Origin of the sequence: Paraburkholderia azotifigens (assembly GCF_007995085.1) — a bacterium.
Lineage (GTDB): Bacteria > Pseudomonadota > Gammaproteobacteria > Burkholderiales > Burkholderiaceae > Paraburkholderia > Paraburkholderia azotifigens.
Genome location: NZ_VOQS01000005.1, coordinates 294,570 through 310,059, shown reverse-complemented (window position 1 = coordinate 310,059; position 15,490 = coordinate 294,570). Strand labels below are relative to the sequence as shown.

Sequence of the window (15,490 nt, the reverse complement as noted above, 5' to 3'; positions counted from 1 at the left end):
GATTTCATCCGGTTCACGACGACTGATGGGCATCGGGCATGTCGCTGATTACGTTCTGCATTCGCTTCGCGCTCGCGGCTTATGTGGTCGCGCTGCTTGCGCTCTACTTCATGCAGGACCGCATGCTGTTGCCCGCGTCGGCAGAGGTCGCCCGTTCGCTGACGGGACATCATGCCGCCTACGACGTCGAGCCGTGGAAAGCCAATGGCGAATACGCGGGATATCTCGTCACGCCCGCCGCCACGCCGCGCGGCACGTTCATGGTCTTTCACGGGAATGCGGAAACGGCGGAGAACAAGTTGCCGCTCGCCGAGATTTTCGTGCATGACGGGTATCGCGTGGTCGTGGTCGAGTATCCGGGGCAAGGAAACCGCCAGGGCAAGCGCACGATGCTGGCTGCCCTCGCCGCGTCGCGTGAAGCGCTCGGCGCAGCGCGCGCGCAATGGACGGGGCAGCTTTATCTGGTAGGCGAATCGCTTGGAGCGGGGATGGCCGCGCAGGCCATCGAAGGCAACGAAAACAACGTGGCGGGCGTCACGCTCATTACGCCGTGGGACTCGCTCGCGAGCGTCGCCTCGACGAAGTACCCGATCTTCCCCGTGCGGTGGATGCTGCACGATCCATTCGATTCCATCGCCGCTCTCGCGCGCTACAACGGGCCGCTCGTCGTGGTCGGCGCGCAGCAGGACATGCTGATTCCCATCGTCCACGCGCAGCGGCTCGCAGGCACGCACGCGGGCGCGCATCTGATGCTGTTGCCCGACGCGAATCACGAAGACTGGTTCGGCGCAATGAACGACACGCACTGGCACCAGGTGCTTCGCTGGATGCAGGCGGACTGAACCGTTTCCTTGGTTGCTGTCAGACGCCCCACGCGGCGCGCACGCGTTCGCGGATATCGGCGAGACGCGCGATGGGCTCGTTGGCGAACACGAAGCGCAAATAGCGCTCCGCTTGCGGTCCCCAGCCGTTCATCGGCGTAGCGGCAACCTCGCCTTTGTCCAGCAGACGACGCGATGCATCGGGCGGCGCCAAGCCGAGTTGCGTCGTGTCGATCAGCAGCGACCATCCGCCATCGGGCCGCACCAGCGGCAGATCGTGCAATGCATGCAACAGACAATCGCGCCGCGCCTGCCACTCGGCGACGCATTGCGCCACGCCATCGTCCGCGCACGTGAGCGCGGCCGTCGCGCCCGGCATGCCGATGCCGACCTGACAGACCACGTTCGACAGACTCGTGAGCCGCACGTCGTTCATGATGCGCTCGGGGCCGACGATCCAGCCCACGCGCCAGCCGATCATCCGGTATTCCTTCGACACGGAGCCCACCGTCAACGTGCGCTCGCGCATGTCCGGCAGCGACGCGGGATGAATCGCGTTGCGTCCGTCGAACAGGATGCGCTCCATGGCCGCGTCGTAGACGAGCCAGGCGTCCGCGCGGCGGCAATGATCGGCGATCGCCTGCCATTCGGTTGCGTTGGCGACGAAACCGCTCGGCATCGACGGCGACATGATGAGAAACGCGCGCGTGCGCGGACTCACTGCGTTCGCCAGAGCCTCGACATCGAGCCGCCAGCCATCGGCGGACGGCACGAGCCGCGCGAACTTCGGCACGCCGCCTGCCAGCAGCACGCGATTGATGAGGCCCGCGTAGGTGGGATCGGTGAGCACGACTTCATCGCCGGGCTCGAGAATCGACAGCAATACATTCAGGATGCCCGCGAGGCCGCCCGCGGAAATAATGCATTCGCTGCTCGCATCGTAGTCGAAGCCCGTCGACTGCCTGATCCGTGCGACGACAGCGCGGCGCAACGCGGTCTGCCCCGTGAACGGCAGATAGCTGTTCGCATCGTCGTCGTCGACGGCTTCGTGCGTGCGCCGTATCGCGTCGGCGGGCGGTCTAAGGTCGGTGTCGAGATTTTCGAGCCGCAGGATGTTGCGGTTCTGCGTTGCGTCGGCGGCATCGCCCATTCTGTCGACGCCAATGCCCGGGATGTTGCGCAAACGGGAGACTGTCACAGCGCCCTCCTCGCACGAAGCAATCCGCCAGAGGAATCTGCGGATATGCGAGGCATCATACTATCGCGGCAACTGCTATTCGCAGCGCCTCGTCATCAGCTCATTGCGTATCAGCGCATGCAGATCGTCCGCGTTCGGCTGCGTGCCCCAACGGCTCGCGCCTGCCACCGATGCAATCGCGAACCACGAATGCGGCGGAAACCATTCCTGGACCATCACGCCGTCCTGTCGGAGGCACAGTTGTCCCGTCAGCACACTGTATTCGGCGGACATCGACGTGCCGTTCGCCTGCACCGTCACACATGTGCCCTTCGAAGAGGGTTGTTCCTCGACATGCACGGTCACGTCGTCGTCGAGCGGTTGTTCGTAGGCGGCCGTCATGATGCGCTATGACCCGCGAGTGTGCTTCGACCTAAAACGCCAAACATCGTCAAGGCGATTATTGCTTTCATGACGCTCTCTCCCTGCTTCTGTTATGGAGAGACACTCTATGCAAATCGCAAAGCGAAGATGTGTGCGTGTGTAAGCAAACGTGAATTCGATCGCGTGATTGACCGTGCGGCGGCGGGAAAGTGTAACGCGCGCATTGAATTTCCTTTTGCGTGTGCGCCGTTACAACACCCGTCCACTCAACGGACGCTGCACGTGCGATGAAAACACGCGTGCGTCAATCGTCTTTTACATCGGTGCCATGCGCTTTAATACCGGATTGCCGGCCTCTTCATTCATAAAATCGCGGCGGCGTTGTCACAGCGGGGTAACAGGTTTGGGCCTATCGTGTTGCCCGGAATGACGCTCCCTTCCCGTTCCTTTCCAGCACCGACGCGCTCGCGCCGTTGCGTCTGCGTGCGTCGTCTGCCTTCCACCGCGAGAACAAACGACATGTCGAACAAGAACACCCCCGATACAACGCCCGTCGAACCCGCAGAATCGCAGTCCAATACGCAAACCGCCACCTTCTCGCGCCGCGGCTTTCTCAAGCTCGCGGGCGCGTCCGGATTCGCCACCGCGGCAAACACCTTCGCAAGCAGCGCAAAGGCCGATCCGTCGACACCCGACGGCACGCCCGAGCAGGTGCATCTCACATGGGGCGAAGATCCCACGAATGAAGTGGTCGTGTCCTGGGGCTCGGCGGCAGCGGCCACCCATCCGCGCGTACGCTTCGGCGCGGGCAGTGACCGCAAGGAAACGGTCCATGCCGTGCAACGCACGTACACGGACGGCCTGAACGGCGAAGTGGTGTTCACGTATCACGCGCGATTGCGTGGCCTCAAAGCCGCGACGACATATCAGTACGAAGTCACGGCCGACAACGACAGCAACATGGGCTCGCCGTTTTCGGCATCGTTCAAGACGGCGCCGCGCGGCCGCACGCGGTTCCGCTTCACGAGCTACGGCGATCTCGCGACGCCGAATACGAACTGGGTGCTGTCGTCGCCGCAGAGCAGGTTCGCGGTGCAGGCCGTCGAGCGATTTCAGCCGCTCTTTCACCTGCTGAATGGCGACCTCTGCTATGCAAACCTGAACCCCGCGCAACAACCCACCGTGTGGCGCGACTTCGGCAACAACGCGCAGACGTCGGCGGCGATCCGTCCGTGGATGCCGTGCCCCGGCAATCACGAAATCGAATTCAACAACGGCGCGCAAGGCTTCGATTCGTATCTGACGCGCTACACGCTGCCGCACAACGGCACGCGTTTTCCGGGCCGCTGGTACAGCTTCCGCGTCAGTTCCGTGCTGTTCATTTCGCTCGATGCCGACGATGTCGTGTATCAGGACGGCGCCGCATTCGTCGCGGGTCCGTCGCCGCTCGTACCCGCTGCGAGCACGGGCCATCCCGCCATCGCGCCGGGCACCTCGTTCTACGTGCGCGGCTACAGCGACGGCGAGCAGACGCGCTGGCTGGAAAAAACGCTGCGCCATGCCGAAAACGATGACGATATCGACTGGATCATCGTGCAGATGCATCAGGACGCGCTGACTTCGTCGAAGACGGGCAACGGCTCGGACAAGGGGATTCGCGAAGCGTGGCTGCCGCTCTTCGACCGTTATGGTGTCGACCTCGTGCTATGCGGCCATGATCACGACTACGAGCGCAGCTACCCGGTGCGCGGCTGCAATCATCACGCGGGCATCGATGCGACGACTGGCGAGAAAGTCGACACGCTGCAACCGAAGCCCGCCGCGCATCCGCATGCGAGCAACGGCAACACGTTCGACACGAGCCACGGGACGATCCATCTGATTCTCGGCGGCGGCGGCACGAGCGCGCCGCTCGACGTGTATGGCGTCGACACAGGCAATGGCAACCCGCAGGCGAAGGTGTTCACGAAGCCGAACCGCCCGATTCCCGGCACGGCGGCCGGCACGTTCACGCGCGCCGGCGCGGATGCGCTGGAAGATGCAATCTGGTCGGCGCAGCGCGATACGGGCACGGGCTACGGCATCGCAGTGTTCGATGTTGATCCGGGCGAACGCGGAGGCCGTACGTCGATCACGATGGGTTATTACCATGCGCCCGGTGCGGATCAGAAAGCGACCGCAGACTACGAACTGTTTGAGACTATCGTGCTTGAAAAACGCTGCCGTGACTGATTGTTCGACGTTGTCACGTTCGAATGCGATCGAGCGCAGCTTGTGATCTCCCACGGGCTGCGCCCGGCAGAGTTACTTTTTCTTTCGCCACTCACGATTAGCGTTGTTCGGCACCCCGGCCCGCAAACGTCCTCTTCGACGCCTATCAACTTAAGGCCGCATATGAGCGCGCCCCGACCTGCTGACTCTAACGCGTACGATGAGCGGTAGAAATCTTCTGATTCGCCATCGTGCTGCTTTCCTGCCCCGTACACTCGTCCCTGCCGAGGCACGCTCCGCTTCCCGGTACATCTGCGAGAGACGATGCAATCTGCCCCGCTGTACATGATTCGGCCGTCGCGAGCTTGAGGCCGCGTGAACTCAGAAAGGAAACCACCTGACGGGCGTGGCTCAGCCACGCTTTCGTCCGGTCGAAGGAAATCCGGGAAGGGCACCTGCATCGGGAAAGCGAATCGCCATGCGAGCGGAAGTCCTGCGCGCACAAGAACCCGATGCTGCTCCATGCAGCAATGGCTATACCAGCCCCGGGCGCGCACGCAGCGACTCACTCGTTACCACGCGCAACGATTACTGCTTCTTCTGCCGCAAGATGAATGGCGCCTTGAACAACGGCTTGGCCGCGGCGAGACGTCATCGTCGATAACAACACCGCGCCTGATTGCGTTTGCACGTCCACACCTTCATCACCCATGTTTAGCGCAATGAAAAGGCGTTGATTCCGGTATCGCCGCTCGTACGTCAGCACATCTCCATGTGCAACGATATTCTCGATCGTGCCCTGCACCAACGCGGCATGACTGCGCCGCAAGACCAGCAGACTCTTGTAGAGCGACAACACGCTGGACACGTCATTATCCTGATCTCGCACACTCGTCGTCGTGTCGACGGGCAACCAGGGCCGGCCCCGCGTGAACCCTGCGTGTGGCAGCGAGCCATCCCATTGCATGGGCGTGCGCTCGGGATCGCGTCCCTGACCGATGCCGGGTTGCCGAAGCTCTGCCGGGTCCTGGATCTCATCTAATGCAATAGCGCCGTCCGTCATGCCGATCTCGTCACCGTAGTAAAGCGTCGGCGTCCCTCGCAGCGTCAGCAGCAATACGGCCGCAACACGCGCCTGCGCGATGCCGACCCGCGATGCGACGCGCGGATTGTCGTGATTTCCCAGCACCCAGTTGGGCCACGCATGTTCAGGCAAGGCACTGTCATATGCCTGGATCATGCTCGCAATCTCGCGCGCATTCCATCTCGCATTGAGCAACTGGAAGTTGAACGGCATATCCGCGCCATCACCACCTGCGCCGTAATACTTCACCAGTTGCGCAACAGGCAGATAGATCTCGCCGATCAGCACGCGCTCGCCATACTCACGCAGCGTGGCGCGCATCGAGCGCACGATGTCATGCACTTCCGGCTGATCCTCTGTATAACGCTGCAATAACCGGTGATGCTCCGGCTCGCCGGGCCGGTACGCTGGATTGGGCGGGTTGTCGCGAAACAGCGCATCCTTGATCAGCAGCCACAACACGTCCACGCGAAAGCCGTCGACGCCGAGATCGAGCCAGAAGCGCAGCACATCATCCATCGCGCGGCGCACTTGTGGGTTCCGCCAGTTGAGATCGGGTTGTTCGCGAAGAAACGCGTGGTAGTAATACTGCCCTGTCCGTTCGTCCCACTCCCACGCCGAGCCCCCCATCCGGCTCAACCAGTTATTCGGCGGCCCGCCATCGGAAGCGGGATCGCGCCACAGATACCAGTCCCGTCTCGGGTTGTCGCGCGAAGAGCGGCTTTCCTCGAACCACGGGTGCCGGTCCGACGAATGGTTCGGCACGAAATCGAGCAGCACGTTGAGGCCGAGTTGATGGGCGCGGCCCATTAATTGCTTGAACTCATCCAGCGTGCCGAACATCGGATCGACGTTGCAGTAGTCCGCCACGTCGTACCCAAAGTCGGCCATCGGCGACGGATAGATGGGCGAAATCCACACGGCGTCGACTCCGAGTGCGGCGAGGTATTCGAGCCGTGTACGGATGCCGGGCAGATCACCGATACCGTCGCCGTTGCTGTCCTGAAACGAGCGCGGATAGATCTGATAGATCACGCCGCGTTGCCACCATGCCAGCTCCGACATTGCAGTTCCTCTTCACGATCGATCTTCTGGACGCCGCGCGCGAATCGAATGCTCAACGACCTCTGGTACAAGAACGCCATCATCTACTGCCTTTCCGTAGGTACATTCATGGACGCGAATGGCGACGGTGTGGGTGACTTTCAGGGGCTCGTGCGCAGGCTCGACTATCTGCAAGGCCTTGGCGTAACGACCATCTGGCTCATGCCCTTTCATCCGTCGCCAGGGCGCGATAACGGTTATGACGTCAGCGACTATTACAACGTCGATCCGAAGTACGGCACGCTCGGCGACTTCTCGGAATTCACGCACGCGTGCGCCCAGCGCGGCTTGCGCGTGATCATCGACCTGGTAGTCAATCACACATCGGATCAGCACCCCTGGTTCACGCAAGCACGCAGCGATCCCGATTCGAAGTATCGCGACTGGTACGTGTGGTCCGATACCAGGCCGCCCAATGCGAAGCGGGGCGTGGTATTTCCGGGCGTTCAGAAGTCGACGTGGACCTTCGACAAGCGCGCAAGGCGCTGGTACTTTCATCGCTTCTATGATTTTCAGCCGGACCTCAACACATCCAATCCTCATGTGCAGGCCGAACTGCTGAAGATCATGGGCTTCTGGATCCAGCTCGGGGTGTCGGGATTTCGCATGGACGCCGTGCCTTTCGTGATTGCGACGAAGGGCCCAAAGGTCCGCAAACCCGTTGAGCAATACGACATGTTGCGGACATTTCGCGAGTTTTTGCAGTGGCGGGAGGGCGACGCAATTATCCTCGCGGAAGCCAACGTGCTGCCTAATACAGACCTTCAATACTTCGGCGACGAGGGTGAGCGCCTGCCGATGATGTTCAACTTTCAGGTCAACCAGAACACGTTTTATGCGCTTGCGACGGGCGATACCCAACCGCTGAAAGACGCGCTGCTCGCGACGAAGCCGCGGCCATCGAGCGCGCAATGGGGCGTGTTCCTGCGCAATCACGACGAACTCGACCTGGGCCGCCTCACGCCCAGACAGAGGTCGGCGGTGTTCGCAGCGTTCGCGCCTGAGCCCGACATGCAACTGTACGAGCGCGGCATACGCCGCCGGCTGGCGCCGATGCTGGCGGGCGACAGACGCCACCTTGAACTCGCCTATAGCCTCATGCTGAGCTTGCCAGGAACGCCTGTTTTCCGCTATGGCGACGAAATAGGCATGGGCGACGACCTGCGTCGTCCCGAGCGCGAGTGCGCGCGCACCCCGATGCAATGGTCGAGTGAGCCGCAAGGCGGCTTCACCAAACATCCAAAGCCGCCCGTTCCCGTCATCTCCAGGGGTCCCTACGGCTTCGAACGCGTCAACGTGGCGAAGCAGCGGCGCGACCCGGAATCGTTTCTCAACTGGACGGAGCGGATGATCCGCATGCGCCGGGAGGTACCGGAGATCAGTTGGGGAGACTTCGAAGTACTGCGCACGTCGCGAGACGATGTGCTGGCGTTGAGTTATCACTGGCGCAACAACTCGGTGCTGTTTTTACATAACTTCGCTGCGCAGCCGAACACCGTGAAATTCCGCTCGGGCTGCATCGAGCCGGATGGCGACAGGCTGATCAATCTTCTCTCCGACGATCACAGTGAGGCGGATGACGACGGCCGTCACACAGTCGTGCTCGAGCCCTACGGGTACCGGTGGTTTCGCGTCGGTGGGCTCGATTATCTTCTCAGGCGCACCGAGGTCTGACTTCGCCGCGTGAACCGTGCACGCTCGCTGGCGTTGGTCAATCTGCTGACGCCGCGGGCGTTATAACGCGCCAGTCGGATCGCAGAATTCGCCTAAGGCATTAAAAATCCACTGCGAATGTGCTGACGCCCTCTCTGCGGCATGCCGGTTGCTCGGAGAGAGCAACCGCCGTTGCATAGAAGCCTTCTGGCTTGATTCGCCAGGAGAACGGTGGATGTGTTTGAACAGTACTGGACATAACCATGCATTTCAACGGGAGGAAGATCATGAAGAAAATTATCGCGGCTCTTGCATCCGTATTGCTCGTCTCCACGGCGTTCGCTCAAACTGCGGCGTCGTCGGACGCCGGCAAGGCGCAATTGAAGGCAAACAGCGAAAAGAGCGAAGCGCAGGCGACGGCCAACAAGAAGAAGGCCGAAGCTCAAAGCGACGCCGACAAGGCTCAGGCGTCGGCGAACGAAGACAAGGCTTCTGCTCAGGCAGACGCCGACAAGAAGGCGGCAAAAACGCAGAAGGCGACGACGCCGGCCGAGGCGTCTGATGCTCGTGCAGATGCAGCGCGCGCGCAGGCCAAGGCCGATAAAAAGAAGCACGATGCTCAGGCCAAGGCGGACCGCAAGAAACACGACGCCGCCAATGATGCGAACGTTGCTCAGGCGAAAGCCGACAAGGAGAAGGTCGAGGCGCAGAACGATGCGAACAAGAAAGCCGCCGATCAAAAGATCGATGCTGCCAAGAAGCAGTAATACCGAATGGGGCGAGCGGCGCCGCTCCGCCCCTCACGCCAGAAGGGGTGTTGTCGGCTGTTGCATCGCTCTCTCTCACTTTGGGGCGCGCTATTGGCAAACGCGCGATCGTTTTTGCCAGTGCAATTTCGCGGTGCTGTGACTACAGGCTTAGAGGGCGACCTTCCGAAATAGTCAGTCGATGCGCAAACACTCCCCGTTATGTCCGTGCGTCACTCTCTACTTTGGCTCGAATGGCCTCCAGTTTTCAAGGGTATCCGCCGCATCCGTCCTGTTTCGTTGGATTAACCTGTTACGAAGGACTTCGACGAATCCATCCAGATCCCCGCTTCCATTGTCTGCTACAAAAGAAGACAGGGTTTCTCCAATAGCTTGCATCAGCGAAGACTGCGTAAGGGTACTGGCAATCACTGAAGCGCCACGCGCCAACTCGACGGCGTACCTGGTCTCAATCAAAGACCGGTTGATCTTGCTATGGTTGCCTTTCCCCACTCGTCGGCTTGTTGTCTCAGTCATTTCGTTTGTGGGACGAACATAGACGATGCGATATCCGGCATTCGCAAATTGCCCGGCGCTTTCCCCATTCGGAAGCGAGGTTGACTGATGCTCGCCCGCCCTTCGATAAGCATGCGTGAAGAGTACATGTTACGAAAGCGCTTCGAAAAATGCGAGACAAATACCCTGTCGCTATCCGCCGGTTTCTGTCTGCGCCAGACGCGAGCAAATGTTCTCATAGCCATTTTGAAACGCATTCGCGCGCTCCGCGCCGAGGTCCATCCATGACAGATGGACTTTCAGCAATCACGGCACTTTGTTTTACATCATTCGGCGAGCATGCGGACACGGTGCAGAGAACTCAGGCATCAAGCGCGTTCGACTGGCGATGGGAACCGTGTCTTCCGGTGCGTCGCACTTCGGTAACCGAACGCTAAAAGTACTGCCGCGGTCGCCACAATTCGTCGGCCGCGCAACTGCGCTGGACGCACACGACCTTCGCTGTATCCCCCGATTGTCCCTCCGCGCATTAGAACCAGCGACCGCGCAATCGGGAGTCCAATACCCAGCCCGCCTTTTACGGTTGTAGTCCTGACAGCTGCTTGCTCGAACATCTGGAAAAACGATGTGATCGACTTTCAATCGCCCGATCGGAGGCATTCACGATGTCGAGAACTTCCGTGCGCAATTCAATCTTTCCCGCAGCGAATATCTGTACGCGTTCGGCAGCGGCACGAAACCTGCTTTTTCCGCGATAACGGGAACACGTTGAGCCATTCCCCCGCACGATGACAGGTAGAGACCATGAAGACATACGAAAACGGGCAATCCGAACCTGAACTGGTTGTCGAGGACGAGGCGGAGCGATCATGGATGAAACGCCTCGGTCCGGGATTGATAACGGGTGCGGCTGACGATGACCCCAGCGGGATCGCAACGTACACACAGGCGGGCGCGCAGTTTGGATTTGGCCTGCTCTGGACGATGTTGCTCACGTACCCGCTCATGGTCGCGATCCAGTCAGTCAGCGCGCGGCTCGGACGGGTCACTGGTCGCGGACTGGCGACAAACCTTCGTCGTCACTATCCGGCGCCCATCCTCTATGCCGCCGTGATGGTGCTGCTCGTCGCAAACACGATCAATATCGCCGCGGATCTTGCCGCCATGGGCGCAGCGACAAAGCTCGTGCTCGGCGGGCCTGTCCAGCTTTACGTCGTGATTCTGGGCACAGGTTCTCTGCTGTTGCAGGTTTTCGTTACCTACGAGCGCTACGCGCGTTTCCTGAAGTGGCTGACACTCGCGCTGTTCGCATACGTGGCCATGGTCTTTGTCGTCCCGGTTGACTGGACGGCGGTAGGACTGAGTATCGTCAGGCCACCCGTCATCTTCTCCGGGGACTACCTGACGACGGTGGTCGCGGTGTTCGGTACGACCATCAGCCCATATCTGTTCTTCTGGCAGGCGTCTCAGGAAGTCGAAGAGATCCGTTCTCACCCGGCCCAGCAACCGCTATTGCGTGCGCCGATGCAGGCGAGCGTCCAGCTCAAGCGGATCAGCATCGATACCTGGGTCGGGATGGCGTTGTCGAACGCCGTTGCGTTCTTCATCATGCTATCGGCCGCCGCGACGCTGCATACGCACCATGTGGAGGTGAAAACGACGGCTGACGCTGCTAGCGCGCTCAAACCAATTGCCGGCGAACTTGCGTTCGCCCTCTTCAGTCTTGGCATTGTCGGCACTGGGTTGCTCGCGTTGCCGGTCCTTGCAGGATCGGCAGCGTATGCGACGGCAGGCGCGATGAAATGGCGAAACAGTCTCGCCTTGCAGGTCAATCTCGCGAAGCAGTTCTATGCGGTCATTGCCGTCGCCATCCTGGGTGGCGTTGCTCTCACCTTCATGCATCTCGATCCCATCAAGGCGCTGTACTGGAGCGCCGTCATCAACGGTATCGCGGCCGTCCCCATCATGACGCTCGTGATGCTGATGGCGGGCAGCCGCTCCGTGATGGGAAAATTCGCCGTGAAGGGCGCGTTGCTGTGGAGCGGGTGGTTGGCAACGGGTGCGATGATCGTGGCGGCGATCGGCATGTTCTGGCCGACTTGACGAGAAAGGCGAAGGCTCAATGGCGGGTCAATGAAAGTCAACCGACCACGGGACGTCTCCTCGACACCTCGCGAGGGTTTGCCTGCTCCCTGCTGCCCTGTGCGGTTGCAACATGAGGCCTTCAGGTCCCGGCAATGAAATGCTTTGAAGCCGACACGGGTTCCGAATCGGTAGCCCTTGCCGCATCGAGAAAGCGCAGCATGTCTGGGCACTCCTCTTGCGCGAATCTACGTATCGCAGGTACAGCGATAGGGATTTCCAGGTTTGGTACGCGATTGTGAAGGCAGTGAAATGGAAGATGTCGTGAAATCCGATGGACATTTGAGCGCGATATTTCGCTCATTTCGTGACGCTCGTGACGCGCGAAGGTCGCTTCTCGAATCCGGGTGTTTGCCCGATCCCACGCAAGTGTTCCTGTTTCCGATAGTTCATCTCGCCGACTGTGGGAATGACGCGTGGCAGGGACGCGAGGTGGACCGGGCGGAATACGCGGGACACGGCGAACAGATGGAGATATTCCACGCAAACTGGTACAGCGAACCATGGTCGGACTGCAGTGTCCGCAGTTCAGACCAGAACCCAAAGGATGGACATACCTTGCTTGTCGCGGTGTGTCCTCCGTCTCCAATGCTGGGGCAAATCTGCGACAGATTGAAGGACTACGGCGCCTTCGCAATCCGCCTGCCCGCAAGCCGCTGGCGATTGTGCAAGTCGGCTTGAACATCAGGTCGCCGACTTACGCTTATGTGAAGTCACGGGGAATTGCGCGGAAGGTAAGGCGTCTCCATCGGTCCAACGACCACGGCCGCATCGAATCCGCGAGGCTTCAACGCGGCGCGACCACTGACAGCGTCGACGCTCACACTTGCACTTGCGCGTCTTCGGCGACTGAAGGCTTGGGAACAAACCTTGCACGTCTCGTGGCATGGGCGCCGGATTGGCACCAAACTTAAAAAGGGGCATGCAATGCTTTACTACGCGTTGGTCTTTTTCATTATTGCAATCGTTGCCGCTGTCTTCGGATTCGGCGGAATTGCCGCTGGCGCAGCCAGTATCGCGAAGATACTGTTTGTTATCTTCGTTGTCATTTTCCTGGTGACGTTGGTGATGGGCCTCATGCGGCGCTAAACGACGCGGCGCTAGCGGAAGAATCGTTAGCAGCATGAGAGGTGACGTTGCCGCCACTCACGCCTGCTCGTCGCTATTGCGCGGCGATTAACGGAGAGCCCTTCCGCGCCCCGCATTGCAATGCGTCCGTTGTTTGCACCGATGGCCGGGCAAACCCTGGTGGCGCGTCGGCAGCTTCTCCGCGCGTCACTAACCGATTATTTCTTTGCGAGCATCTTATTGAATGCCAGTACCTTGTCCGACATGCTCACCGACAACGCGACCGGCTCCTCACCGTTCTCGACCTCGGAAGGGGCGGGTATCGGTCTCCTGTCCTCAAAGTAAAAGTCCATCGCGGTGGCCAACGCATTAGCGGCCATGACCAGGGATTCCTCGATCGTTTCGCCCTGAGCGATGGCTTCTGGAACATCGCGGAACGTCACCACGAATCCGCCTCCATCAACCGGTTCAAAGCGCGCCGGGTACCTCAACACGATTGCCTCCGTCATGCACTCCCACACCCCAAAGCGGCCGTCCTTCTGCAACCGGTGCTCTTGATCTTTATCCAGTTGAGCGACTTGCCGCGCTATACGCAATCTCGCGGATGGGTGATACGAAGCATTGCGCGGGCCCGAATCACCATCAAAGCTCGCATTGGATTGACGCATTGGATTGACGATGGCTTTCCTTGCGGCGCACTTGCTCGACCGTTCACATTGCAAGGGCGCAACCTCGCGGTGACGGCCAGCATCGGCTTCAGCCGCTTCCCGGATGATGCCGACGACGTTCTCCCGCTCGTCAGCAACGCCGACATCGCACTCTACGTCCGCCGCATTTCAGGCGCAACGTATTGCGGGCGCTCGAGGAAGCGATCAGAACCATCGCGCCGAGTTTTGCTTTCATCGCGGAAGCAGCGTAGCTACGTGAAGGTAGCCAATCTACGAACATCATGCGCGATTCCCAAAGGCTCGCTTGTAGACGCTGCACCATGCTCGTAACATGGACTACATGTGAAGTTGCGCAACGTCGTCACTGCCTGGTCTGACACTGCCCGCTGAGAACGCGATCGCATGCATGCGCTTCCAGCGTGCGCTGAAGGCCGCAGGTTGCGCGGTGCTGCCTGACAGCATCGAACCGCTGCCCTACACCGAAGAAGGCGAGGAACAGCTACGGGAACGGTCCGGCGCCATCTCCAACAGTGACGGCACCGCATGCCTGTCGCGCGCCCTGGTATCGTCGCAACGAACTTTTTCCCGGGCGAAGCCGCAACGCGCGCCGAGGCTGCATTGCGCCAACTGCAACAGGACATACGGCAGATCGAGCGATGACATTACGGCTGTCAACGTTGCTTCTTCCTGACGATGTCGCACCAGGCGCCTTCAGCCTGCTTGTCGCTCGCGGTCTTCGCGGCATGTGCGACGGCTTTATCGCCGTGCTGCTGCCAGCCTATCTGCTTGCGCTCGGTTTCGGTCAACTGGCCGTCGGGCTGATCAGTACGACCACGCTGTTCGGGTCAGCCCTTGCGACGATTCTGGTTGGCCTCATAGGCAATCGCTTCGCACAGCGCACCCTTCTGCTCTTTGCCGCCGCACTGATGACGGCCACGGGTTTCGGGTTCGCGGGCCTGTCATCGCTGTGGCCGCTGCTCGTCGTCGCATTCGTCGGCACGTTGAATCCGAGCTCCGGCGACGTGAGCCTGTTCCTTCCGCTCGAACATGCAAGGCTCGCCGAATCTGCAACGGGTGATGCCCGCACAGCGTTGTTCGCGCGCTATAGCCTGGTCGGCGGTCTGTCCGCGGCGTTCGGCGCGCTCGCGGCTGGCCTGCCCGAATTGATTTCAGTCCACTCGGCTATGTCGCCACTCGCGGCAATCCGCGTAATGTTCATCGTCTACGCGACAGCAGGCTTCGTTAACTGGCTCATTTACCGGCGCCTGCCTGCATGCCCACCTAACACCGACACGCCGCGGATACCGCTCGGACCGTCGCGCGGAATCGTCACACGCCTTGCTCTGCTGTTCAGCGTGGACGCATTCGCTGGCGGACTTCTCGTCAACTCGCTGCTGACCCTGTGGCTGATCCAGCGCTTTGGGCTTTCGCCCGGCACGGCTGGTCAGTTCTTTTTCTGCGCCGGACTGCTCAGCGCGGCTTCACAACTTGCTGCTTCGTCGTTGTCACGCCGCATCGGCCTGCTTAACACGATGGTCTTCACGCATATTCCCTCAAGCGCGTGTCTGATTGCAGCCGCGTTCTCGCCGTCTCTCGCGCTGACCCTGGCGTTGCTTCTTGCGCGCAGCGCACTCTCCCAGATGGACGTGCCCACGCGCAGCGCCTACGTCATGTCGGTCGTCACACCGGGCGAGCGCCCCGCTGCGGCAAGCTTTACAGCCGTTCCACGAAGCCTGGCAGCTGCGGTCGCGCCCACCCTTTCCGGCGTACTGCTGGGCCTCGGATGGTTCGGCGCACCGCTCGTCGCATGCGGCGCACTGAAGATCGCGTATGACCTGTCGCTGCTCTATGCGTTTCGTCAGGTCAGACCTGAAGGAGAATCATCATGGCGCAAAGGAAGATGAATCGCTTGAAAG

12 protein-coding genes and 1 pseudogene are annotated in these 15,490 nt (G+C 60.6%); 8 read left to right on the top strand and 5 right to left on the bottom strand.

What is annotated here, in order from left to right; genetic code table 11:
* Positions 1–38: 38 nt before the first annotated feature.
* Positions 39–842 (top strand): alpha/beta hydrolase, encoded by an 804-nt coding sequence (locus FRZ40_RS33120; protein WP_028368843.1) that lies wholly within the window; start codon positions 39–41, stop codon positions 840–842.
* A gap of 19 nt (positions 843–861) precedes the next feature.
* Here the strand turns inward: FRZ40_RS33120 and FRZ40_RS33115 are convergent, their stop codons facing one another.
* Together FRZ40_RS33115 and FRZ40_RS33110 are read right to left on the bottom strand one after the other, a co-directional pair.
* Entirely contained in the window at positions 862–2,019 is a 1,158-nt protein-coding gene (locus tag FRZ40_RS33115) for a pyridoxal phosphate-dependent aminotransferase (protein ID WP_147237029.1), read from the bottom strand.
* Between the two features lie 75 nt (positions 2,020–2,094).
* Positions 2,095–2,400 (bottom strand): hypothetical protein, encoded by a 306-nt coding sequence (locus FRZ40_RS33110; protein WP_028368841.1) that lies wholly within the window; start codon positions 2,398–2,400, stop codon positions 2,095–2,097.
* Between the two features lie 501 nt (positions 2,401–2,901).
* Here FRZ40_RS33110 and FRZ40_RS33105 point away from each other — a divergent pair.
* Complete coding sequence (locus FRZ40_RS33105; protein WP_147237028.1) at positions 2,902–4,614, top strand: purple acid phosphatase family protein; 1,713 nt, start codon at positions 2,902–2,904, stop codon at positions 4,612–4,614.
* A gap of 265 nt (positions 4,615–4,879) precedes the next feature.
* Here the strand turns inward: FRZ40_RS33105 and FRZ40_RS33100 are convergent.
* Both FRZ40_RS33100 and FRZ40_RS33095 read right to left on the bottom strand, forming a co-directional pair.
* A pseudogene (locus FRZ40_RS33100) lies at positions 4,880–5,008 on the bottom strand (CinA family protein); the annotation flags it as partial.
* A gap of 150 nt (positions 5,009–5,158) precedes the next feature.
* Positions 5,159–6,742 (bottom strand): alpha-amylase family glycosyl hydrolase, encoded by a 1,584-nt coding sequence (locus tag FRZ40_RS33095; protein ID WP_147237027.1) that lies wholly within the window; start codon positions 6,740–6,742, stop codon positions 5,159–5,161.
* A gap of 48 nt (positions 6,743–6,790) precedes the next feature.
* On the opposite strand from FRZ40_RS33095, the gene FRZ40_RS33090 reads away from it, so the two are divergent.
* The 4 genes from FRZ40_RS33090 to FRZ40_RS33065 all read left to right on the top strand — a co-directional run bounded on the left by FRZ40_RS33090 (position 6,791) and on the right by FRZ40_RS33065 (position 12,927).
* Positions 6,791–8,455, top strand: coding sequence for an alpha-amylase family protein (locus FRZ40_RS33090; protein WP_147237026.1), 1,665 nt, complete (start codon positions 6,791–6,793; stop codon positions 8,453–8,455).
* A 266-nt stretch (positions 8,456–8,721) separates the two neighbouring features.
* Positions 8,722–9,201 (top strand): hypothetical protein, encoded by a 480-nt coding sequence (locus FRZ40_RS33085; protein WP_028368837.1) that lies wholly within the window; start codon positions 8,722–8,724, stop codon positions 9,199–9,201.
* Positions 9,202–10,569: 1,368 nt separating this feature from the next.
* Positions 10,570–11,799: an NRAMP family divalent metal transporter gene (locus FRZ40_RS33075; RefSeq protein WP_240057540.1), complete on the top strand. Its 1,230-nt coding sequence runs from the start codon at positions 10,570–10,572 to the stop codon at positions 11,797–11,799.
* A gap of 966 nt (positions 11,800–12,765) precedes the next feature.
* Complete coding sequence (locus FRZ40_RS33065) at positions 12,766–12,927, top strand: DUF1328 domain-containing protein (protein ID WP_147237023.1); 162 nt, start codon at positions 12,766–12,768, stop codon at positions 12,925–12,927.
* 197 nt (positions 12,928–13,124) lie between these two features.
* On the opposite strand, the gene FRZ40_RS33060 is transcribed toward FRZ40_RS33065, so the two are convergent.
* Complete coding sequence (locus FRZ40_RS33060) at positions 13,125–13,574, bottom strand: type II toxin-antitoxin system HicB family antitoxin (RefSeq protein ID WP_158647060.1); 450 nt, start codon at positions 13,572–13,574, stop codon at positions 13,125–13,127.
* Positions 13,575–13,980: 406 nt separating this feature from the next.
* Between FRZ40_RS33060 and FRZ40_RS33050 the strand changes: the two genes are divergently transcribed.
* Both FRZ40_RS33050 and FRZ40_RS33045 read left to right on the top strand, forming a co-directional pair.
* Positions 13,981–14,265 (top strand): hypothetical protein, encoded by a 285-nt coding sequence (locus FRZ40_RS33050; RefSeq protein ID WP_147237021.1) that lies wholly within the window; start codon positions 13,981–13,983, stop codon positions 14,263–14,265.
* The gene (locus tag FRZ40_RS33045) at positions 14,231–15,478 is read left to right on the top strand and encodes an MFS transporter (protein ID WP_147237020.1); all 1,248 of its coding nucleotides are present in this window, start codon (positions 14,231–14,233) and stop codon (positions 15,476–15,478) included. Before FRZ40_RS33050 ends, FRZ40_RS33045 begins: the two co-directional genes overlap by 35 nt.
* The last annotated feature ends 12 nt before the right edge of the window (positions 15,479–15,490 follow it).